This is a genomic window from Flammeovirgaceae bacterium SG7u.111, assembly GCA_034044135.1.
Taxonomy (GTDB): domain Bacteria; phylum Bacteroidota; class Bacteroidia; order Cytophagales; family Flammeovirgaceae.
In genome coordinates this window covers 938427-961200 of the sequence record CP139021.1, presented here as the reverse complement: position 1 = coordinate 961200, position 22774 = coordinate 938427, and the positions used below count along the sequence as shown (strand labels likewise).

The 22774-nt window shown below is 40.8% G+C and carries 21 protein-coding genes; 12 read left to right on the top strand and 9 right to left on the bottom strand.

What is annotated here, in order from left to right; genetic code table 11:
* Positions 1–7 precede the first annotated feature (7 nt).
* Complete coding sequence (locus tag R9C00_03875; protein ID WPO36584.1) at positions 8–2389, top strand: hypothetical protein; 2382 nt, start codon at positions 8–10, stop codon at positions 2387–2389.
* A 193-nt stretch (positions 2390–2582) separates the two neighbouring features.
* On the opposite strand, the gene R9C00_03870 is transcribed toward R9C00_03875, so the two are convergent.
* The gene (locus R9C00_03870; GenBank protein ID WPO36583.1) at positions 2583–3518 is read right to left on the bottom strand and encodes a LysR substrate-binding domain-containing protein; all 936 of its coding nucleotides are present in this window, start codon (positions 3516–3518) and stop codon (positions 2583–2585) included.
* 108 nt (positions 3519–3626) lie between these two features.
* Between R9C00_03870 and R9C00_03865 the strand changes: the two genes are divergently transcribed.
* The 6 genes from R9C00_03865 to R9C00_03840 all read left to right on the top strand — a co-directional run bounded on the left by R9C00_03865 (position 3627) and on the right by R9C00_03840 (position 7893).
* Complete coding sequence (locus tag R9C00_03865) at positions 3627–4265, top strand: peroxiredoxin (protein ID WPO36582.1); 639 nt, start codon at positions 3627–3629, stop codon at positions 4263–4265.
* Between the two features lie 106 nt (positions 4266–4371).
* Positions 4372–4686 (top strand): thioredoxin family protein, encoded by a 315-nt coding sequence (locus R9C00_03860; protein ID WPO36581.1) that lies wholly within the window; start codon positions 4372–4374, stop codon positions 4684–4686.
* Positions 4667–4924 (top strand): hypothetical protein, encoded by a 258-nt coding sequence (locus R9C00_03855; protein WPO36580.1) that lies wholly within the window; start codon positions 4667–4669, stop codon positions 4922–4924. Before R9C00_03860 ends, R9C00_03855 begins: the two co-directional genes overlap by 20 nt.
* Positions 4925–5087: 163 nt before the next feature.
* Positions 5088–6401, top strand: a complete 1314-nt coding sequence (locus tag R9C00_03850) for a D-alanyl-D-alanine carboxypeptidase (GenBank protein WPO36579.1) — start codon at positions 5088–5090, stop codon at positions 6399–6401.
* Entirely contained in the window at positions 6402–7169 is a 768-nt protein-coding gene (locus R9C00_03845) for an EI24 domain-containing protein (GenBank protein WPO36578.1), read from the top strand. It begins immediately after the preceding gene.
* 322 nt (positions 7170–7491) lie between these two features.
* Complete coding sequence (locus R9C00_03840; protein WPO36577.1) at positions 7492–7893, top strand: DUF2809 domain-containing protein; 402 nt, start codon at positions 7492–7494, stop codon at positions 7891–7893.
* A 15-nt stretch (positions 7894–7908) separates the two neighbouring features.
* On the opposite strand, the gene R9C00_03835 is transcribed toward R9C00_03840, so the two are convergent.
* Positions 7909–9039 carry a hypothetical protein gene (locus tag R9C00_03835; GenBank protein ID WPO36576.1) on the bottom strand — a complete coding sequence of 377 codons (1131 nt, stop codon included), beginning with the start codon at positions 9037–9039 and terminating at the stop codon, positions 7909–7911.
* Positions 9040–9054: 15 nt separating this feature from the next.
* Positions 9055–10392, bottom strand: a complete 1338-nt coding sequence (locus R9C00_03830; GenBank protein WPO36575.1) for a YihY/virulence factor BrkB family protein — start codon at positions 10390–10392, stop codon at positions 9055–9057.
* A gap of 215 nt (positions 10393–10607) precedes the next feature.
* On the opposite strand from R9C00_03830, the gene udk reads away from it, so the two are divergent.
* From udk to R9C00_03805, 5 genes are all read left to right on the top strand, one after another.
* Entirely contained in the window at positions 10608–11225 is a 618-nt protein-coding gene (udk, locus tag R9C00_03825; GenBank protein WPO36574.1) for a uridine kinase, read from the top strand.
* The gene (locus R9C00_03820) at positions 11226–11918 is read left to right on the top strand and encodes a TrkA family potassium uptake protein (protein WPO36573.1); all 693 of its coding nucleotides are present in this window, start codon (positions 11226–11228) and stop codon (positions 11916–11918) included.
* A gap of 119 nt (positions 11919–12037) precedes the next feature.
* Positions 12038–13447, top strand: a complete 1410-nt coding sequence (locus tag R9C00_03815) for a GAF domain-containing protein (GenBank protein ID WPO36572.1) — start codon at positions 12038–12040, stop codon at positions 13445–13447.
* A gap of 131 nt (positions 13448–13578) precedes the next feature.
* A complete protein-coding gene (locus R9C00_03810; protein ID WPO36571.1) occupies positions 13579–14994 on the top strand; it encodes a GAF domain-containing protein in 1416 nt (471 codons plus the stop codon).
* Between the two features lie 486 nt (positions 14995–15480).
* Positions 15481–16551: a M12 family metallopeptidase gene (locus R9C00_03805; protein ID WPO36570.1), complete on the top strand. Its 1071-nt coding sequence runs from the start codon at positions 15481–15483 to the stop codon at positions 16549–16551.
* 191 nt (positions 16552–16742) lie between these two features.
* Here the strand turns inward: R9C00_03805 and R9C00_03800 are convergent, their stop codons facing one another.
* The 6 genes from R9C00_03800 to R9C00_03775 form a co-directional block, all read right to left on the bottom strand.
* On the bottom strand, positions 16743–18026 hold the full coding sequence (locus tag R9C00_03800; protein WPO36569.1) for a class I SAM-dependent methyltransferase: 1284 nt from the start codon (positions 18024–18026) through the stop codon (positions 16743–16745).
* 216 nt (positions 18027–18242) lie between these two features.
* Positions 18243–18725, bottom strand: coding sequence for a GNAT family N-acetyltransferase (locus tag R9C00_03795; GenBank protein ID WPO36568.1), 483 nt, complete (start codon positions 18723–18725; stop codon positions 18243–18245).
* A 90-nt stretch (positions 18726–18815) separates the two neighbouring features.
* Positions 18816–19736 (bottom strand): glutaminase, encoded by a 921-nt coding sequence (locus R9C00_03790; GenBank protein ID WPO36567.1) that lies wholly within the window; start codon positions 19734–19736, stop codon positions 18816–18818.
* A 124-nt stretch (positions 19737–19860) separates the two neighbouring features.
* Entirely contained in the window at positions 19861–21111 is a 1251-nt protein-coding gene (locus tag R9C00_03785; protein ID WPO36566.1) for a TlpA disulfide reductase family protein, read from the bottom strand.
* A 260-nt stretch (positions 21112–21371) separates the two neighbouring features.
* A complete protein-coding gene (locus R9C00_03780; GenBank protein WPO36565.1) occupies positions 21372–21515 on the bottom strand; it encodes a hypothetical protein in 144 nt (47 codons plus the stop codon).
* 107 nt (positions 21516–21622) lie between these two features.
* Positions 21623–22771 carry a cytochrome c peroxidase gene (locus R9C00_03775; protein ID WPO36564.1) on the bottom strand — a complete coding sequence of 383 codons (1149 nt, stop codon included), beginning with the start codon at positions 22769–22771 and terminating at the stop codon, positions 21623–21625.
* Between the last annotated feature and the right edge of the window lie 3 nt (positions 22772–22774).

Genomic DNA, 22774 nt, shown 5'->3' with positions numbered 1-22774 from the left:
ATTAACTATGAAAAAAACTATTACATTCATCGTACTTTTTGCCTTTAGCTTACTAGCCAAAGCGCAGGATATCCAGTCGATAAACAAGATCAAAAGTGCCCTTGATTCCCTGAATATTAAACAGCTACAAGAGAAAATGTATGTGGCAACAGACAAGGAAACTTACCTTACGGGCGAAAAAATATGGTACAAAGCTTTTTGTGTAGATGCTTCGTTCCACTTGCCTTCTGCACTTAGCAAGGTCGCTTATGTAGAGTTAGTGAACAAGGATGGAAACCCTTCCATACGCCAAATAGTAGAGCTAGAAAATGGCAAAGGTGATAACGCTATTGAGGTACCTATCCAACTTCCTTCGGGTAATTATACTTTGCGAGCCTATACCAAATGGATGCGAAACAGCGATCCTGATTTTTTCTTTACCAAAACACTCCAAATAATCAATCCTGAAGCGGCTAACTATGTTAATGATAGCCCTTTAGAAACAAAACAAGAGCTGGCTTCGCTAGCTTTCTTCCCCGAAGGAGGAGACTTGGTAGAAGGGCTTACATCTACGGTAGCCTTCAAGGCTGTGCTAGGTTCGGGCAAGCCCAGCGATGTGAGCGGGATGGTAATTGCCAATGGGCTAGATACCGTTGCAAATTTCAGTTCGGAAAACGGCTATGGAACGTTTGGCTTTACCCCAAAGGCTGGCAACTCCTATGTGGTGTACGCAAAATCGAAAAACAGCGAAGAATTTGAATTCTCCTTCCCAAAACCCTTGGACAAAGGGCTAGTGCTGTCAGTGAAAAAGGATGGAACTGATAAATGGAAACTAGCTTTGCAGGCAAATGCAGCTTACGAAAACAAACCCTATTACCTCATCATCCAAAACAAACACCAACTTGTTTATAACAAAAGCCTTTTTGTAGGGGAAAACCTTAATCTTTCAATCACTGAAAAAGAACTTGCCGAAGGCATCAACCAGCTTACGGTGTTCGATGCGTCTCTGAAGCCTGTGGCGGAGCGCTTGCTGTTCAAACAACCAAGCACAATGGCACTTGAGCTTGAAGCCAACAAGGCGTCATTTTCTACCCGAAAAAAGGTGGATATTACCCTAAGCGCCAAAAGTGCGGAGGGCACTCCCCTTAGCGGAGAATTTGCCCTTTCGGTAGCCAAAAGGGTGGGCAACAATTTTTCAAATGATGATATTACTTCTTACCTACACCTCAGTTCAGACCTAAAGGGAGATGCAGGTGCTGCTGCAAAATTGCTTAAGGATGGTGCATCGGAAAGTGAAATGATGGACATGGTGATGATGACGCATGGCTGGAGGAGGTTTGCTTGGGAAGATGTACTTGACGGAGAAATTGAGAAAAACGCACATGTCCCCGAATACAACGGCTGGGTGATGAGTGGAAAAATAACTGAAAGGGAAACGGGAGAGCCTGCCAAGAACCGCATGGTATTCCTCGCTTTTGCGGGAAAAGAAGCAATGGTTCAGTTGCAGCGCACTCAAGAAGATGGCAAGTTTTATTTTGTGGTGAATGGGGTGTATAATGAAAAAGACTTGGTCATCCAGCTCATGAATGATACCACCAACCAAACCAAAATAGAGATAGATGATTTTTACGATACACGAAAAATTGATGCGATAAAAACACCTTATGCACTTCCTAGCTCTGAAATTAAAAAGCTCAATACTATTTTTCTCAACGAGCAGATAGAAGACGCCTACTTTTTTAACAAGGAGCATGACAAGGAAACCCAATACCTCAACCATCATTTTTACGATGAAGCACATTCTGTGTACGACATGTCGAGGTACCACCTACTTCCAATAATGGACGAGATTTTGAGGGAAATAGCTAAGGGCGTGTACCGAAAAAAGACAGAAGGAGGATTGAAATTCACTATTTTCGATTATGATAAGAATGATTTCATTGACAAACTTCCGCTCGTGCTCATTGATGGTGTACCTGCTTTCCGCTTTACCGATGTACAAGATTTCAATACCAAAGAACTGGGAAAACTGGAAGTGTACCGCAAATCTTTTTTCCTCAACAAATATGCCTTTGGAGGGCTGCTGCATGTAGTTTCCAAAAAAGGCGACCTAGGTGAATTGGAGTTGCCCGAGTCGGCAAAAAGGGTGTACATAAATGCTTTAGAGCCTCAGCGAGAATTTTACAGCCCAAGCTACAACGAAAGCAATTTGGACAGCCGAATCCCTGACTTCAGGAATACGCTCTACTGGAACCCAAGCGTGCAAACCGACGAGCAAGGAAATGCCACCATCAGCTTCTTTACCTCCGACGACACAGGCAACTACAGCATCAGCGTAGAAGGTCTGTCCGAAGAAGGTGTAGCAGGCACAGCAAGTTACGAGATAGAAGTAAAAAGTAGGGTTGAGTAGGTTTTAGTGGATTAGATGCTAGAGGTTGGAAGTTAGTCCTTCTATTGCCGCCGCAATAAAACCCGTTAGCTAACAGCGGAACGATGGGGTCGTTTTGAGACGCCCCCATCGCTGAAGTTTCTACAAAAGTGGTGTATAATAGAAATGGTAGAGATGTATTGCATACGTCTCTACCATTTTTTCTAACCTCCAATCAAATCCCAATAATAGCCAAATCCTTAGCAGGGTATTTTTCGGTCATTAGCTGCCCTTTCACCAGTTTTTTGATGTGTTCCGAAAGCAAGTCGATGCTTCGTTTTTTGGCATAGGGACGGTGGTAGACCAAGCTAATTTCCCGAACAGGGATGGGTAGTTCAAAATTCTTGGTTTTCTTCTTTTTCTCTTCAGGCATGAGGTTGTAATACAACTCGGGCACGAGCGTATAGCCCCCAAACCTATCGGTAAGGTTGAGCAGCGTATCGAAGGAGCTGCCCTCAAAACTGAGGTTGCTTGGGGCTTTGGATTTCTCCTTGATGTTGCAAATGGTCGCACTTTGGTTGCGAAAGCAATTTCCTTCCTCTAATAGCCAAATTCGCTGGTTTTGAATCTCTTTTGGGGTGATATATTTTTTATCTCCACTTATCCCATACACCATCATCGCTTCGTAATACAGAATGTTTTCTTCTAGCATTTCGTCTTCCAAAGGAGTCGCCATAATCCCAATATCCACCTTTTCCGAAATCAATTGCTGCTTGAGTTCTTCTGTGGTTACCTCTACTATTTTGAGGTGCAGCGCTGGAAAATCGTGAAGCAAGGAGGGCAAGATGAGCGGTAATAAGGAATTGGCTACAGTGGGGATTATCCCCAAACGCAGCTCTCCGCTGATCTCAGAAACGGTTGTTTGGTTCAGGTCAAGCATTTCCTGCTGATGGAAGAGGATTTTTTTAGCCAACTCAATTACTTGCAAGCCTTCGTCGGTAGTTTTTACGGGCTGACGGGTTCGGTCAAACAAAACCAAGCCTAACTCCTGCTCAAGTTTTTTGATCATGGCGCTGAGCGTAGCTTGGGTAATGTGACAGTTGTCTGCTGCTTGGGCGAAGTGTTTGTATTTATCTACTGCAATGATGTAGGTAAGCTGTTGGAAGTTCATTATAGATTTTATCTAACATGTACATAGAAAAGTTGATTCAAATCTAACAAAATTACCCTTTACATTTGCATTGTAATCTTTTGAAAACACAACAAACAATATTGAATCATGGCATTTACAGGAAAAAAATTCCCTAACATAACAGTACCAGCAATGAGTGAAATGGGCGATACCATCCAGCTCAATGTTTTTGAAGAAGCAGTAAAGAATAAAAAGAAAGTACTTTTATTTTGGTATCCAAAAGATTTCACGTTCGTATGCCCAACGGAGCTACACGCTTTCCAAGCAGCAATGGGCGAATTTGAAAAAAGGAACACCATGGTAATAGGCGCGTCTTGCGACACTCCCGAAGTTCACTTTGCATGGTTGAACACTGCAAAAGACAACGGCGGAATTGAAGGTGTTACCTACCCTATTTTGGCTGATAGCAACCGTAACCTTTCTGAGGTATTAGACATATTAGATGTTCATGAATATAAGTACGACGAAGAGCTAGGTGCTGAGCTAAAAGTAGGCGATAACGTGACTTACAGAGCTACTTACTTGATAGACGAAGAGGGAACGGTATTCCACGAAGGGATCAACCACATGCCACTCGGAAGAAATGTAAATGATTTCTTGAGATTGATAGATGCCTATGCTCACGTTCAGTCGCACGGCGAAGTATGTCCAGCTAACTGGGAAGAGGGAAAAGAGGCAATGAATGCAAATAGAAGTGGTGTTGCAGAATATTTAAGTGCACATTAATCTGAAAAAATATTAAATAAAGTGTTGTTGTTTGTAACTTTGGTTGCCTTCAACAACACATAAGCCAACTAAATTTTTTAATACATCATTCAAACATCATAAAGCTATGTTCCAAGAATTAGTAACTGACACTTTACAAGAAGTAGTCGACAGCAATGAAACTGTAGTTGTACAATTTTCAGCAGGATGGTGCGGAAACTGCCGCATTATGAAGCCAAAGTTCAAAAGAATGGGTAACGAACATGCCGATGCTCAGTTTGTAATTATCGATGCAGAGAAAAACCCTAACTCTAGGCAATTGGCTTCGGTAACAAACTTACCAACATTCGCAGCTTTCAAAAAAGGTAAGCTCGTGAAACAAGTTCAGACAAACAAAGTGGAATCTTTAAAAGAATTAGTCGATGAGGTTACCAGTCATTAAGCATATCCACGAGTTCATTAAAGAGAACGACCAAGATTATGTGCTAGAAGCGGTAGAGCTGCTTGAGTTCATCACCGAGAGCGAAGCCATCAAAGACGAAGAGCTAGATGTGTTGGGGGAAATGCTTTCCAACATGCACGGCGCTTTGGAAGTACGGGAACTGATAAAACAAGGGAAAACCGAAAAAGAAGCCCTCAACGAGTTTATGTCTCGTGTAATGGGGTCTATTGATAAGTAATTTAGGTTCTCCATTGCATAAAAAAATGCCATGAGCTGTCGTTCATGGCATTTTTTTATGCCTTCTAGCCTCGTTTCCCCAATATTTTACCCATTCCGACCAGTTTTCACCAGAACATACTTATTTTAGCTTGAGATAAGGTAACCACAAAAAACTATTCACATTGAGAACAACCACTCTATTTCTTACCTGCCTACTTGGTTGGCAGCTCGCTTTTGCGCAAAAGCTAAGCAAGAGCAAAATCGATCAATTACTAGATACTGCCAGCGTATTGAACCAAAGTTTCACGGGTTTTATGTTGATAGACCCAGCCAACGGCGAGGTGCTCTACGAGCGGAATGCGGATAAGTACATGACCCCGGCTTCTAATACGAAACTTTATACCTATTATACCGCTACGCATATTTTGGGAAATGCCCTACCCGCTCTCAAGTACGAAACCAGCGGCGATTCGCTCATTTTCTGGGGAACTGGCTACCCGCTGTTACTCAATCCCGATTTTAATGATTCTACTGCCCTCAAATTCTTAGCTGGCTGGAAAGGAAAGCTTTTCTACCGCCACACACCTTTCGATGAAGGACGATTTGGGGCAGGCTGGAGCTGGGACGATTATAACACTTATTACAGCTCGGAACTCGCCCCGTTTCCTATCCACGCCAACAATGCTGTATTTGAGCTAAAAGGAGACGAGGATTCTTTGAAGATAAGTCCTTCCTATTTTGAGGCTAAGGTGAATAAAAGGTATCGGGAAAAAGGGGAAAATGAAAGAGTAATCCAACGGGAAGAGTTTAGCAATAAATTTACCTACCTAGCCAAAGCCGATACTTTCCTTTCGGGTGAAGAAATCTTCCGCCCTTTTATGTGGTCAGACGAGGTATTTGCAGGGATATTGGAGGAAAAACTCAAACGACCAGTGGAAATTTATGAAAGCCCTGTACCCATGAATGGAAAAATTCTGTACAGCCAAGCAGCGGATACCATGTACCGCAAAATGCTGCAAGAAAGCGATAATTTCTTGGCGGAGCAAATCCTAATAATGTGCTCGGCAATGCTCTCCGACACACTCGGCTCGGAGCGGGCAATTGAGTTTGCCGCAGATAGCCTGATGGCAGATTTCCCCGACGAGCCCATTTGGGTGGATGGCTCGGGACTGTCCCGCTACAACATGTTCACCCCTCGCACCACGGTCGATTTGCTGCTAAGGCTCTACCAAAAAGTGGGCACCGAAACCTTGTTCGACTACTTGCCCACCAGTGGGCAAACAGGAACGATCAAGAATTGGTACAAGGCTAACCGCCCCTACATCCATGCGAAAACGGGCACGCTCAGCAACAACCATTGCCTAAGCGGCTATTTGGTAACAGACAAAGGAAAAGTACTGGTTTTCTCCTACATGCAGAACCATTACACCGCCTATTCGTCGCAGGTGAAGCGACAGATGGAGTTGGTTTTTAAGTATATAAAAGAAAATCTTTAAATGTTAAAACAACTCAAAACGGGCTTTTTCAGCTATTTTAAGGCAGTTACATTTATCAATCAGTACCGCTTATGGAAGGCGGTGCTGTTGCCTTCTTTCATAAGCCTTTCCATTTTTATAGCGTTACTTGTTATTGCTCTTATTTTCGCACCCGATGTCACCACTCCACTTACCGAATGGATTTTAGCCAAATTGGAGGGCAGTTGGGTTGGAGATTTTTTGGCAGGACTTGTTTCCTTTTTGGTAAGGGCTATTACCTTGCTGTTCTTTTTCTTGCTGTACAAATCTTTTATGCTCAATGTAATGTCCCCTATCCTGAGTTTGGTAGCGGACAAAGTAGGCGAAGTTTTACATGGAAAAAAAGAGAAAGAAGCTTTCGAATTTGTACCTTTTGCCAAGGAAATTCTACTCGGAACCTGGGATGCACTGCTGCTTTTTTTAAAGGAAACAGCCATTGTTTTGTTGATTCTAATTTTGTCTCTGTTTATTCCCCTACTCTCTCCATTTACCGCAGTTATCATCTTTTTGGTCCAATCCTATTTTGTAGGACTTTCCATGCTCGACCTGTCCGCTTCGTACAAAAAGTATAGCATGCGAGAACTAAAAGCCCAGCGAAAAACCTACAAAAGCTTTGCCTTGGGCAATGGAATGGCTTTTACTTTACTTTTCTTTATTCCTATACTGGGCGTGTTGATTGCTCCTTCGGTAGGTGTGGTTGCCGCTTGTTTGGGGATGGAGGAAAATAATTCTGATGAAGCGATAATTTGATGATGGGGATAAAATACACTGTAGATTAAGTTTGCGAACGTTTTTTTTAAGCCTTTTGTCAGTTTATGACAACCGCTGATTGTTACTTATTGGTAATTTTTTAAAAAAAAGCAAGCCTTGTTTAAAGGTAAAACATAGTAATTCAGATAGTTAATTAGTTTGAGTCAGGAGTTTTATTTGTTAAAACCAGTAACCCGCAACCGCAACGGCGGACCGCTAGCAATCGTCAGCAGTACTTAAAGAGTGGAAAAATGAACGTAACAAAAACACTCATTTATTTAAAATGCAATGTATAAAATGATTTCTTTGGGTTTTAAAATATATGATTTCATACTTACATAAAATCCTTACACGTAAAAACTACCTATTCGCCATACTCGTGGTATTTGCCTTGGGCTTCCCTACTCGCATGTGGGCGGAGTTTTTGCCTGAGTGGTACAACCTTTATGCTGGCGATTTTTTGTGGGCGATGCTGGTGTATTTTCTTATTTCCTTACTTTTTGGTGGTGAAATCCGGCGGAAATTTGCCGCAGCACTTCTCTTTGCTTTCTGCACTGAACTTTCCCAACTCTACCAAGCGGAGTGGCTAAACGAACTTCGGCAAATCAAGTTGGTTGGGTTGGTGCTCGGCTTCGGCTTCAAATGGAGCGACTTGGTAGGTTATACGTTGGGAATTTCCTTGGCAGTTTTTTTAGATTGGAAGTTTTTGGGGAAGGTGAACTGAAAATCTCTATTTTCCCTACCTCCTTTTCAATTTAGCAATAAAAAAGTCCAAGTTGCTGTGGAGGTAAAACTCCATGTAATGCTCAAAAAGGTCGTTTTCTAGGTCGAGGTAAGGTTGCAGGCGGATGGAAATATCCGTACCTTCACCGAGATGGATATTTTTCATTAGCCTGATGAAAAGAAGCGAACGCTGCTGCTCGGTGTAGTTGGGCTCTTCGGGGCGGAAGCTCTGCGACTGGTAAAGCGGCCCGCCCATCACGCTTTGGTAGCTATCACCCAACCAGTAGCTGAGCATTATATCAAAAATGCGGGAGTTGGCACTGGCGTTGAGGTAAATTCCACTGCCACTTTCATAAGCAAAACCTGCTGAAGAATCGGCATCGTTAGAGTAGAGCGTATAGTAGGCACTTGCCCCTATTTTTTCTACAAACGAGCCGTTCATTTCTTTTTCAAAACTAAGCCCTGGGGCTAGGTTAGAAACAGTGAGAATGGGAAAGCCAGGTTGATTGATTTGCCCCCCTCGGTGGAAAGCTGTGTATTGCAATTCGGCATCTAGTTTTAACCCTTCGTTACTCAAAAGATGGTAATGGAAGTTGAGCCCACCACCTATTTCTTCCTGAAAAGGAGAGTTTTCATAAATCATCTTTTGCCAATCTACCCACAAATCCATGCTCCACCGAGGTTTGTCGAACAGGAATTGCAGCCCGTTTTCCAAGCGGTTATCAATCACATTTTCAAAGTCAAAAAGTGGCTCGATGAGCCCATGGTGCAGTGCGCCTTCCAAGTTGCCAAAAATGAGAGCAAAGTTGTTTTTTTGGTACTTGAAGGTGAAAGTTGGCTGGATTTGGGTGAAATCATCGTTCCCAAAATCTTTTTGGAAAAAAGCCCCTACCGAAAGGTACACATGGGGCGAAGGTTGGTAGCTCAGCCGTGGGTTGAACTGATAGCCAAAGAGCGTATACCCTTCTATTATCTGGTTGAAAAATTCATTGTTTTTGAAGTATCCAAAGCTATTGAGCTCAACGTGCAGCTCTTCACTTCTGCCTGAATCTACGGGAAACTTGTAATTAAAAAGTTGATTATCGAGCTGTGCAAAAGCCGAAGTTGAAGCTAAAAGCAACAATAAAAAAAGCAGTTTTTGTTTCATAAAATGCGTGTAGAATCAGTCAATATCTTTTATTAATTTGTTCGCTTTAGAACCTTCTATTTGCCCCTTAAACTCAGCCAACGAACCTACTATTTGCTGGAAAGTTTCATTTTGTGGTATTTCCAAGCTATCTGGTCCATACTGTTCTATGGCCAACACTACTTCACTCACAGTAAGCCTATTAATATCTTTTGCGGGCTGATAACCAACCCCTATGTCTTCTGGCAACAACACTTCTGAAATAAGTTGACAAGCCAAAAGGTCTTTGATAGATTTATCGATAAGGCTGCCGGGTGCTTCAAGCTCTTCAACCAGCTCTTCCTGAGTGACGGGTGGAGCTCCTTCGGAAAATTTCTTTATAAGTGCATGGATAACCAATAATGAAACTAGCATCCGTGAACCGTGGCTTATCTGATCTACCTCTTTTTCAAAGCTATACTTTTTGATGTTTTGGTGGGCATGGGAAAAGGCACAGCCAAATAATACAATCATCCAACTAATTTGTAACCACAAAAGGAAAATAGGAATGGCGGCAAAGCTACCATAGATGGCATTGTACCTACCTACACCAATTTGGAAATCGAGCAATATCCATTGGGTGAATTGATAAGCTGTACCTGCCAACAAACTAGCCCAAAGCCCAGAACGAATCCGCACTCGGGTGTTGGGCATAATGAGATACACAATAAACAGCAAAATCCAAATAAGCGTGAGGGGAAATATTCCCAAAATACTTTGGATGATGGGGTCAACAAAAACAGGTAAGTCGAATCGCTCTGTAGTTTCACGCACTTGTGAAGCTACTACTACCGTCATACTACTCGAAAGAATAAAAATGATAGGCACGATGGTGAAAAAAGTAGTGTATTCGGTAAATTTCCTATAAAAGCTTCTTGGTTTGGATACTTCCCAAATATGATTAAAGGCATCTTCAATGTGGTTCATCAGCTTTAGTACCGAATAGATCAACGTTACCAAACCGATACCAGCAATGATCCCCCCTTTGGTGCGGGCCAGCATGGAATTGGCAAAGCCTCGCATTTGTGCAAGTACTTCTTCTTGACCGGCAAAAATATTTATTAGCTGCCTATCTAGAGCATCTTTCAACCCAAAACCTTGGGCAATACCGAAGGCCATGGCAATGAGGGGAACCACCGAAAGTAGGGAATAATACGTGAGCGCAGAAGCGCGAATAGCAATATCTTTTTTGATAAGGCTACGGTAAGTAAGCAGAATAATCTGTAAAGCTTGTACCAAAAACTTCTTCCAAACAGGCAGGTGCACAACATCCATTTTCCATATGCCAATATGAAAAAAGTGCGATACTTCTTTAACTTTTGTAGCAATTTGCATTGGCAAAAATCTTGGTTAGGTCAATCTTGGAGCTCCAAAGCTAAATTAATCTAAGAGCTTTCTAATCTTCAAACGCAAAAAAATAGGATTCTACTTTTTAAAACAATATTTATCTCATTAGTACGACTACATCGCTCTTTCATTATCAAAGTTTCTATTATTCCCTTCCATCCTTAACTTTGCGGTCATTAAAACTACACATAAGATAAACCGTAATGAAACAGCCCTATCTGATTGGCATCACTGGAGGCAGTGGTTCAGGAAAAACTTTTTTCCTACAAAAGCTCCTTGAGGCAGTTGGCGACGAAAAAGTCACCCTTATTTCTCAAGATAATTATTATAGAAAAAGGAGCGAGCAACCTCGTGACATAAAAGGATTTGAGAACTTTGATACACCAGAGTCCATCGATCGGGCACTTTTTGCCGATCATATTTCCCAAATAAAAGCGGGGGAAGAAGTAGTGAAAGAGGAATACACATTCAATAATCCTCAGATAAAACCTAAAATCTTCACTTTTAAGCCCAGCCCTGTAGTAATAGTAGAAGGGATTTTTGTCCTGCATTATACAGAAATAGCCAAGCAAATTGATTTGAAGGTTTTTATTGAAACCTATGACTACATAAGGCTGAGAAGGAGGATAGATAGGGACCAAAAAGAACGTGGATATGACTTGGAAGATGTACTATACCGCTTTGAAAACCACGTGATGCCCTCTTACAAAAAGTTTATCGAGCCACACAAGGGCGATGCCGATTTTATTGTCAATAATCATTTATCTTGCGATAATTCTCTAGAAGTGATTACTTCGTTCATCAAATCTAAAATAAGCTAAATGGAAGATAAGTTTGCGGTAATAGGAATGGGGCAGTTTGGCACTAGAGTAGCCAAACAATTGACATTGCGGGGCGCAGAAGTGTTGGCTATTGATAGAAATATAGAACGGGTTGAGCAAATAAAAGACGATGTAACCTATGCGGTAGCCCTCGATTCTACCGACATAAAAGCCCTTAGCACCCAAAGTATTCAGGAAATGGATGCAGTGCTGGTAGCTATTGGTGAAAACATAGAAGGCCTGCTGCTTACCGTTGTGCTATTGCTGGAGCTTGATGTAAAGCGGATAGTTGCCCGTGCGATGAGCCAAGAGCAAAAGATCATTTTAGAAAAACTGGGCGTAGAGGAAATCCTTTCCCCAGAAGATGAAGTGGGCATGATGGTAGCAGAAATGCTCCTCAAGCCCACCATGAAAGCCTTTCTTCCCCTTCCCGATGGCTATGAAATTGCCGAAATTCAAGTTCCTCGCAAAGCTGTAAACAAAACCGTAGGTGAATTGAACCTTCCGGGCAAATACCAGCTAGTGATGGTAACTATTAAAAGGCAGTTTGAGGAAAATATGAAGGGACGCCCCACAATAGCCGAGCATTTGGTGCACAAAATCCAAGACGATACCATTCTCCAACCCAGCGATATGCTGATAGTAATGGGCAAAAATATCCACGTAGATAAATTCATTGAGCTCAACAGTTAATAAACGCCTTTTCTCTTTAAGTAATAAAGTATCTATTTTACATAATTTTAGGGCTTTTAAGACTTTATATTAATGCCTATTCGCACTTAAAACGGCAAATAACATTAATCTGAACCTTAATGAAAAAGTCACTAATAGCATTCTTTGATAAGTTATCTAATACAGGAGTAGATAAAGAAGAAGATTTCCAAATCTATAAAAGGGTCATGCTCTCCAATTATTTCGCCATGACCATTATTGTTGCCACATCTATCTTTACATTATTGTACATAGCAAGGGGTAATCCTCTCCCAGTTGCTTTGGCAGGACTTGGATGTATTGGTTTTTTAATTTTCTTACTAAACCATTTCAATTTTACAGGCTTTTCCCGCTTTGTCATAAGCATAGCCCCTGGCTTGGCACTCCTTGCCTTGAATATCAATATAAAACTAAATACACCTGAGGTAATTGAGAGCTTCCATTACACCAGCATCAGGTTATTAATAGCAGTAACGGTACTTCTGCCTCTTACCGTTTTTAGTACCAAAGAAATTTGGAAAATGGCTATTGCTGCACTTGTGTTGGGATGTGTAGCCTTGGGAGTCGACCCGATCTGTGAGTATTTTGGCGTAGGTAGCGAGCAACTGGGTATCGTATCTATTTACAAAAAAAGTGCGGTAGATGATGTAACTGTAGTATTTATAGTGATTATAAGCTCATATACTTTTCTTACTCGCCTCAATACCCAATTCCAAAGGATGAACAACGAGCTGTTAGTCGAAGCCAAAAAGCAAAATGAGACGTTGAACACTCGAGAGGTTGAGTTAAAACAAACTCTTGAAGAAGTAGAAATAGCAAGAAAGGAAGAAGCCAAAAGAAACTGGGCTACTAAAGGATTGGCTGAATTGAACACGTTGCTCCGTAGCACCGACGATCCTGAAAAAATGTACCAAGCTCTGCTCAAAGGGGTAGTAAAATACCTTGATGTGAACCAAGGAGGGCTGTATATCTGTGAAGAAAAAGAAGGAAAAACCCAGATAGAACTGAAATCGTGCTATGCATATAACAGGCAAAAATTCATAGAAAAAGTGATTATGCCAGGAGAGGGGCTTATCGGACAGAGCTACTTAGAAGGAAAGCCTGTTTATCTCAAAAAAATACCGAAAGAATATGTAAGCATTACTTCTGGGCTTGGCAAAGCTACTCCTAAAAATGTATTGATCATGCCATTGAAAATGCGTGACAAAGTAGAAGGAATCATTGAAATAGCCTCTTTTAAGGAGCTTGAAAAACATGAAATCAACTTCTTGGAAAGTGTAGGTGAAGATATTGCATCTACCATAGGTGCAGCAAAAATAAATGCCAAAACAAAACATTTGCTTGACCAGTCGAGGCTGATGTCTGATGAGCTGATGGAAAAGGAACATGAGATGAGACAAAATGTAGAAGAATTGAGAGCTACCCAAGAAGCGATGGCCCGAAAAGAGCAAGAGTATTTGGAGAGGATAGCTTTACTCGAACAAGGACAATCTACAACAGAAGCTCGATAGCATATTACAATAAATCCTCTACTTAAAGGAATAGGCTAATCGATAGGTCATTTTTGAAAAAATACTAAAACCATTATACTATAAAACACTCATGAAGTTTTAATAGAATATCTTATTAACACTAAACTCTGATGAATAAAATCAAAAAATCGTTGAACTCTATTGCCAGATTGGGCGTGAAAGAAGAAATGAATTTCCAGCTTTATAAGCGGGTGATTCTTTCCAACCAGTTTGGGGTGTTTATGGTAGTGGCCGCGACTATTTTTTCTTCGTTATTTTTGATAAGAAGCTCTTATACACCTATACCTATTCTGGGTGTTGGATTTATTGGGGTGTTTGTCTTGCTGATGAACTATTCGGGATTAACCAGTTTTTCTCGATTTTTAGTAAGTATAGCACCGGCAATTGGTCTTATGTTTATCAATGTATTTAGTAAAATCAGTAATCCTACCCGAATAGAAGCTTACCATTATACATCTTCAAGGTTACTCATAGCCGCAACTATCCTCCTCCCTCTTACGGTCTTCATGCTAAACGAGAAAAAAAGGATGTTTTCGGCTATTATACTCATCCTATCCATCAGCTTTTTCTTCGATAATATATGTGAAATGTTTTCGGTGGGAAGTGAACAACTAGGGATTGTCTCTAATTACAAAAACACCGCTCTCGACGATGTAATTCTATTGGTTGCCATTTTGCTAACCTCGTCCATATTCATTACTCGTTTGAACATCCAATATAAAAAGATAAACGATTCGCTCCTCGATGAAGCCCAAGCCAAGCACGATTCGCTCAATAATAGAGAAGTTGAATTGAAACAAACCCTTGAAGAAGTAGAAATTTCGAGGAGGGAAGAAGCCAAAAGAAACTGGGCTACCAAAGGATTGGCTGAACTAAACGTCATGCTTCGAAGCACAGATGATCCTGAAAAAATGTACCGGGCGCTGCTCAAAGGGGTAGTAAAATACCTTGATGTGAACCAAGGAGGGCTTTATATCTGTGAAGAAAAAGAAGGAAAAATCCAGATAGAACTGAAATCGTGCTATGCATATAACAGGCAAAAATTCATGGAAAAAGTGATTATGCCAGGAGAGGGACTTATCGGACAGAGCTACTTAGAAGGGAAACCTGTTTACCTCAAAAAAATACCGAAAGAATATGTAAGCATCACTTCTGGGCTTGGCAAAGCTACTCCTAAAAATGTATTGATCATGCCATTGAAAATGCGTGACAAAGTAGAAGGAATCATTGAAATAGCCTCTTTTAAGGAGCTTGAAAAACATGAAATCAACTTCTTGGAAAGCGCTGGAGCAGATATAGCTTCTACTATAAGCACCACCAAAGTCAATTCGAAAACTAAGAAATTGCTTGACCAGTCGAGGTTGATGTCCAACGAGCTGATGGAAAAAGAGCATGAGATGCGCCAGAATGTAGAAGAATTGAGAGCTACCCAAGAATCCATGGCTCGCAAGGAGCAGGAGTATTTGGAAAAAATAGCGATGCTGGAAGAAGAATTAGTACAGATTAAAGCGCATAAAAATACCTAATTCATCCATATAGATAAATTATCAAAAAGGATCATGCTTCAACATGATCCTTTTTTTATGGAAAACCTTAATACCTGACAAAAAATACCCGTTGCCTGTGATTCATATATAACATTGCTAACCTTCTACCTTGGAGATAATTCATTCGAGCTGTGCGCCACCGTCCGAGGGTATTTTCGTTTTTGGCATGTACTAGAATGAAAAACAACTCATTTTCTTCTATACAGCTTCTTTCACCCAAAGTACTTGCTCTATAGCTGCTAAATACTTAATTTGAAACACGACTGCTCACCTGTATATAAATGGCACTTAATTAAACTTACGCTACAAAATCTGCAATTACTGCTTACTTGCCACATTAACCGAGTATCAACTATCTCTTTCCCCAGCTCAATTTCATTACCCAACTTACGCTACAGCCAGCTTTCTTCTTAGCGACTGTACTGGGATTACTAGCCTCTTTTCGTAACTCTTTAATCTAAAAACATGAAAGCTAAAGACACTGAAAAACCACACCTTTTGGATACCTGTAACCTTCCTCAGGTACCAGAAAGGAAGTTAGACGATAACATCGATCCAAATCGTCAATCATTGGTGCGGTACAATGAAAAAAAATGGGTAAATCACACCATCCTCCATTATCATTTTTTAGAAAACAACTCGAGCTGGCGTGGGCTTGACTCTCAAAAACAAGCGGTTAGAGATGCCTTTCAAACGTGGAAAGACCTAGGCATCGGTTTGGTATTTGAAGAAGTGAGCGACCCTAACGATGCTGAAATTAGAATTGGCTTTGAGCCTGGAGGTTCTTGGTCATATGTTGGTAGAGATGCTGTTGATTTTGTTCCAGATCCAGCGAAGCGCACCATGAATTTTGGCTGGGATTTGACTACTCCGTATGGCAAGGATACCGCCCTCCACGAAATTGGTCATGCACTCGGGTTTCCACACGAGCACCAAAATCCCAATGCGGGTATCGTTTGGGATGAGGATGCTGTATACAACTATTTTGGAGGCTCGCCTAATAACTGGAGCAGGCAGCAAACCTACCACAATGTAATCCGAAAAATATCCCCTGCAGCGGTGGAAGGCTCCAACTGGGACCGCGATTCAATTATGCATTATTGGTTCGATGCCGGGCTTATTCGCCAACCTTCCGAGTACCAAAATAGACCTCTTATTCCTGAAGCTGGTCTTTCGGAAGTGGATATCAGCGAGGTGCGAAAGTTTTACCCACCTAAAGCGGTGGAAGAAGATCCACTACTAGAGCCTTTCCTTTCCCAAAAAATAGAAATAGAGCCTAGCGAACAACTAGACTTTACCATCAAGCCACCTCAGAACAGGGACTATACGATCCAAACTTTTGGAAATGTAGACACTGTAATGGTACTATTTGAAGACATGAATGGCACACAAACTTACCTAGCCGGTGACGACGATAGTGGTTATCTGTATAATTCGAAAATATCGGTCAGGTTATTCAAAAACAGGAGTTATACGCTCAGGCTTAGGCTCTATTCTTCCTTTTCCAGCGGTAGCGGAGCAGTAATGCTTTGGTAGAACAGTATATGAAAAACCAAAAAATAACCCTAAAAGCACCTCTAGTAAGAGGTGCCTTATTCACTCCACAGGTTAGAAAACACGAAGGATTTGTGCTTATATCCATTCAGCCTGAACAGATAGTAGAAGATGGGTATATGAAATAGGGTTCACTCTATCGTTTCACTTCCCTATGAGGAAGAATAGTGCAACTAAACCGCAATGACCTCTATAAAGAGGGAATAGTAAAATTTATCGGCATGGGTGAGCGCGTTGATTTTCAAACCGTTTTGGGATAAGATTTCCTGAAACTCCTCCCACCTTTCTGCCTGGGAAAAGGTACTTGCCGACTCGTTCCAGAGCGAATTGGCATACAACACCTTATTGCTGAAATACATCTCAATTTTTTTGATGCTGTTTAGCTCTCCTTGCTGCGCCGCAAGCTCTTTTTTTAAACCTTCTATTCCCGAATAATACTGGCAAATAAGAATGCTCCCTCCTGGTTTTAGCAATGACTTCAACCTCTCAAACAGCTTGACCTTTTCTTTCTTAGAGAAATAAAACAAGACATAGTTGAGCAGAACCAAATCATACGTCTCTTCCTTACCGAAGGTGAAAATGTTCTCATTAAAAACCTGAACCGATGAATCATTGGTGAAACGGGCACTTACTTCCTCAAAAACCTCTTTTTGCAATTCAACGCCCTTCACTTTTACCTCACCCGACCACCGCTTCAGCACATCAATGTAATTGCCATACCCGCAGCCTACATCCAACACCTCCATTTCTTTCTTCCCTATGGTATCCAACACCTTCTTAAACCTATGCTGCGTAAAATTCTTAAAGGCATTTCTACCCGATTCGGTGTAATAACTCTCATCAAACACCGAAGGAATTTTATTGGGGATTTGTAACTTAGTAAGCTCAAAAAGCGTTTCGCTTAGCCTTACCTCGTAGTCCAAGTGCCCTTTTTCCAAAAGCTTTACCCAAGCCTTTTTCTGGGGAATATCCAGTGGAAAAGATGCATTTCTGAATTTCCGTACTAGTTTCCTTACAAAGAGAAAATCTTCAATAATATGCTGAAATATAGGGTTACGAAGCAACATACCTACGGGGCTTTCGTGTAATACCGCCGACCGAATTGCTACTTTTTCTGCCACTCCAAAGGCTAAATAACCTGGCTTTATCACATAAAAACCCCTGTCAATTTCTACAATTCCTAGATGGTGCAATAATTCTGCTAAAGTGTTGACCTTACTTTCTTTACCCGGAGAAATCCCTTGTTCAAAGTTGATAACCAGATGGTTGTTATCAATTATATAAAAAGCGATCACCCGAAGATAATTCAGCAACTTTTCAAAAAAAGTAAGTTTAAGCGCCAATTTACTTCCCTTCAGCAACTTCAACAATCCGATAAGTGCCTTCTCTTTCCCTCCCAATTCCTCCAATGTCAGGTAATCAGCTTCCTTTAGTGCTAGCTTCTCAAATGTTATCATTTTCTCTTTTTACTCAGAGCTGGAATAAGTTTTTTTTTACATAAGAGCATATTTAAAATTTTGCTTCCTGAAAACCAATATTTTATGAACCTGACGTCATATTTCCGCATTCATTTATCCCGATAAACTCAATTGGAAATATATAACCAGAACCATAAACTCTTGATTTTCAGTTTACACAAAAATTTAAACATGATCTAAACACAGGCGTTGAAATTATTCTTTAGCCAAGTCTTTCAAGGAATCTCCCACTAGTCGGAAAACCGTCCATTCGTCCATGGGAACAGTTCCCAGTGACTTGTAAAAATTAATGGATGGCTCGTTCCAATCCAGTACCGACCACTCCATCCTTCCGCAGTCTCTTTCCATAGCTATCTGAGCCAAATGTGCCAACAGTTTCTTTCCAAAACCCTTGCCCCTGTGCTCCACATCTACAAAAACGTCTTCGAGGTACAGCCCAGGCTTCCCTACAAACGTGGAATAATTATGGAAAAATAACGCAAAACCCACTGGCTTCCCATCCAATTCCGCAATTACTACCTCAGCATATTTTTTCTCGAACACATTCTTTATCACCAGCTCTTCTGTTGCTTCTACCTCGTCTAGCATTTTCTCATACTTCGCCAACCGTTTTATGTAGTCCAACACCAAAGGCGCATCTGCTGCCGTAGCATTTCTTATCTCAAAATTCTCATTCATTTTCTCTGTGATTATTTAAGGAAAAATTGGAGAAGCATAGGACAAAATAGACCATTCGTAGCCGAAAGGTTTTACTTTAGACAACTTCTCTTAATAAATAGAAAGTTCAAGCTTCGTAGTGAGTCTATCCAGTGCCTCTATGCCTAATACCGAGTTTCCGTTCGAGTTTAGCTCTGGACTCCACACCGCTACGCTAAAGTCCCCAGGATACACCGCCGCAATCGCCCCCGAAACCCCACTTTTGCCCGGTAACCCCACACGGTAGGCAAACTCCCCCGCCTGGTCGTAAAAACCGCTAGTCGCCATAATCGAATTAATCCGTTTCGACTGCCGTTTGCTGATAATCTGCTCATTGCAAAAGTTCATATTTCCTTGGTTGGAAAGCATCATAAAACTACGAGCCAAATCTTCGGTATTTAGCATAATTGAACAATGATGAAAATAAGTATCCAGCACTTCTTCTACATCGTTCTCTATATTCTTAAAGCTCTTCATAAAGTTAACCAATGCCGCATTGGTAAAGCCCATTTCCTTTTCAGCTTGGGCTATCTCGAAGTTATATTCCAAAGTAGAATTGCAGGAAACCTTCCGTACAAAATCCAAAATTTCTGCCTTAGGATCGTCCAGTGCCGAAATGAGCATATCGGTGACCACCAGTGCCCCAGCATTGATAAATGGATTACGAGGTTTCCCATTTTCATGCTCCAACTGCACCAAAGAATTGAACCGATTGCCCGAAGGCTCTCGTCCTACGCGCTTCCACAGTTTTTCTTCTCCAAGCTGCATGGCCAAGGTAAGCGTAAGTACTTTCGAAACACTTTGGATAGAAAATAATTCTTGCGCATTCCCTACCGAATAAATCCTTCGGTCATTGGAGATCAAGGTCATCCCAAACTTGTTAGGATCAGCTTCGTTCAAAATCGGGATATAGTCCACCACCTTTCCAGTCCCCAAAAAAGGCAATACCTCCTGATGTATTTCCTCTAGGATGCTATTAATAGTTTCATTCATATATTTTATAAAATTGCTCTCAACTGCGAAGCTAAGGATTTCGGTGAGAAAGCAATAAAAAAAGCCTTTCCGCAAAAATTGGAAAGGCTATAGATTCTTTAGAAAGATACAAATTCTCAACTTTCTACTCCGCCGTCAACATCTTCCCAATTTCTTCGGTAATCGTTTCCACCGTGCCTTTTTGGTAACCCCTCCAATAATCGCTGATCTTTCCTTCTTGGTCTATGATAAAAAAATGAGGGATGCCATCCACGCCATACTTTTTCCACAGCCCCTGCTTTTCTTGCTCCTCTTCACCATTCACTAGAATAGGATACTCAATTTCCAACTTCTCAATGTAGTTTTCCAATTTTGCTTTACTTGCATCGGAGTACACGCTCAGCAGCTCAAACTGTTTTTTATCAAACTTTGTATATAAGTCATTGAGATCAGGAATTGCTGCTCGGCAAAAGCCACAATTTACCCCCGAAAACTGTAAGAGCACAACTTTTCCTTTATAGGAAGCCAGAGAAACTGGACCGCCTTGGACAGTGGATAACTGAAACCCAGGAGCTTCTTTACCTGGCGTTAAGGTTGGGACGTATCTCACAGGGCTGTAATCAATCCTTCTAAATCCATCGGGTACATTATTTGAAGAAAATGTTCCACTTTCAAACTGCTCATTGAGTTTATAGTTACTCAGTGAAGTTTCTATAGTTTGGTTGCCCATTGCCGTATGATTGATGGTGATTGTGTGACGTGGCAAATAAGTAGTGGGGCTTATAGAAATGATTTTTTTACTGAACAAATGCTTTCCCTGTACAATAGTGTCTCTTTGAGTAAGAACAGCTCTCACGCACTTCTCATTATTAATAGTTGTGTCGCTTACAAATGATAAGTTTTTGTAAGCTAGCTCCCTGCTCTCTTTCATCATATTGTAAACATCCATTGCTGAATGCATATATAGCATCCAGGTGGTGATATATATCTTCTGAGAAGGATATTGACTTAAGTCTGTGATGTTGACTGTGCTATCATTGTAGTTAATTGTTGACATAGAGATCCCATTATAATTACCGGTTAATACAACTGGCTTTTTATTTTTATAACTTAAAGACTTATGTGTTGCATGAAATGAACAATAAGCCCCAATAGTATCATCAGGAACTATCATAAATTTACTGTCTCCCTTATGATGATTATTGTCTTCGAAACCAAACCCATCAATCCTTGACCAAACTTGGTCACTCGAATGGCTGATGGTTTTACTTTTTTCTACTTTGTCTAAGAATGATTCAACGACTTTAATTGGCTCTTGAGCGGGTGTATCCTGAGATTTTCCTACCGTTGCAATAAGGCAGAAGATAACGATGATGGAGAGTTTATACATTTTCATGAGTTTTTAAATATTGATAACGTTAACATTATTAATACAAACAGTATTTCGAGCTAAACCAAATTTGTAATATTGTTTTGTTTGTTTTTACTAAATACTACACTGCAATATAAACTAAATAATTAGTTATACTAAACATATAACACAATTTAACACTATGTTTATTTATGTTAAAACAGAGGTTTGATAAGAAAAAAAATGAAACCTTGTGACTAGGAGCTTAGTAAGTATTCATAATAAAATAGCAAAAAGCTATCCTTTTACTGTACTACTCCGCCGTCAAGATCTTCGGTAATCGTTTCCACCGTACCTTTTTGGTAACCCCTCCAATAATCGCTGATCTTCCCTTCTTGGTCTATGATAAAAAAATGAGGGATGCCATCCACGCCATACTTTTTCCACATTGCTCCTCGTCTCTATTCACCAGAATAGGATACTCAATTTCCAACTTCTCAATGTAGTTTTCCAATTTTTCTTTACTTGTATCTCAACTGTAAATTATAAGTTGTAGTTAATGAGGAAAGGCAGGAGGTCGTTCCCGTACTTGCCTCGAAGAAAGTGTCAAGAGAAAAGCTTCTAGTGCTTCTTGTTCTTCGTCAGCGAGGTGCAGTTCCTGTACTAGATCAGTGGTGGTAGGAAATAAAGGGTCGTCTAATTGGTGTTGTTTCCTTTTGGGATGAGGCATACCTGCATTATACAGATTAATCACTCCTTCTAAATGAGGAAACAATCCATTGTGCATATATGGCTTGCTAACAGCAATCTCCCTCAAAGAAGAAGTCCTAAATTTGCCCACATCAGACGGATTATTGGTCACATTATATTTTCCAAGATCTTCAAACTTTCTACCATAATACGACAAGCCAGTGTTGTGGAATTTATTATCGGCAAACAAAGGAGAATGATGGCAGTTTACACACCTTGCTTTGGTTCTAAAAAGGTGCAGTCCCCAAACCTCTTGATCGGTAAACCGCAGGCTATCTCCTCCAATAAAGCGATCAAACTTGCTTTTCCTACTCACGATACTTCGCTCAAAAGTAGCAATTGCCATTTTGATTTTTTCAAAGTTGATGCTTGTATCTCCAAACGCAGCTTGGAAAAGTGGTTTGTACCCTTCTATTTCTTGGAGATGCTTGACCGCAATTTCTGGAGTGGACTGCATTTCCAACGAGTCTTGAAGGGGGAAGTGGACCTGGTCTTCTAATGAAGAAGCTCTTCCATCCCAAAATAAGCTGTCATAGTAACCTATATTGAACAAGGTCATGGCATTTCTTTTGCCTAGCTGCCTATCATGCCCATAAGAAAATCTTCTGCCATCGCCCCATGCTATTTCAGAATCATGGCAAGATGCACAGGCAATTTGCTTGGAGCTAGATAGCCTAGGGTCAAAAAAAAGAGCTTTGCCAAGTTTGAGTTTCTCCTTGCTAAAAGGATTGTTGATTGGAAACTGCATTTCAGGCAAAGACCCAATTTCTTGGTAATATGGCATTACTACACTATCGAGGAGTGGTTCGGGCCAAGTAGTGTTATCTCCACTACTATATAATTTTCGCAATTCATCTATGGAATAGCTACTTGCTTTAGGGGTGTGTATGAAGCTGAAAGCACAGATTGCCCAGAAAAAAATGGCAAGTAAAAAAAGGGTATTCTTCAATGTCATTGT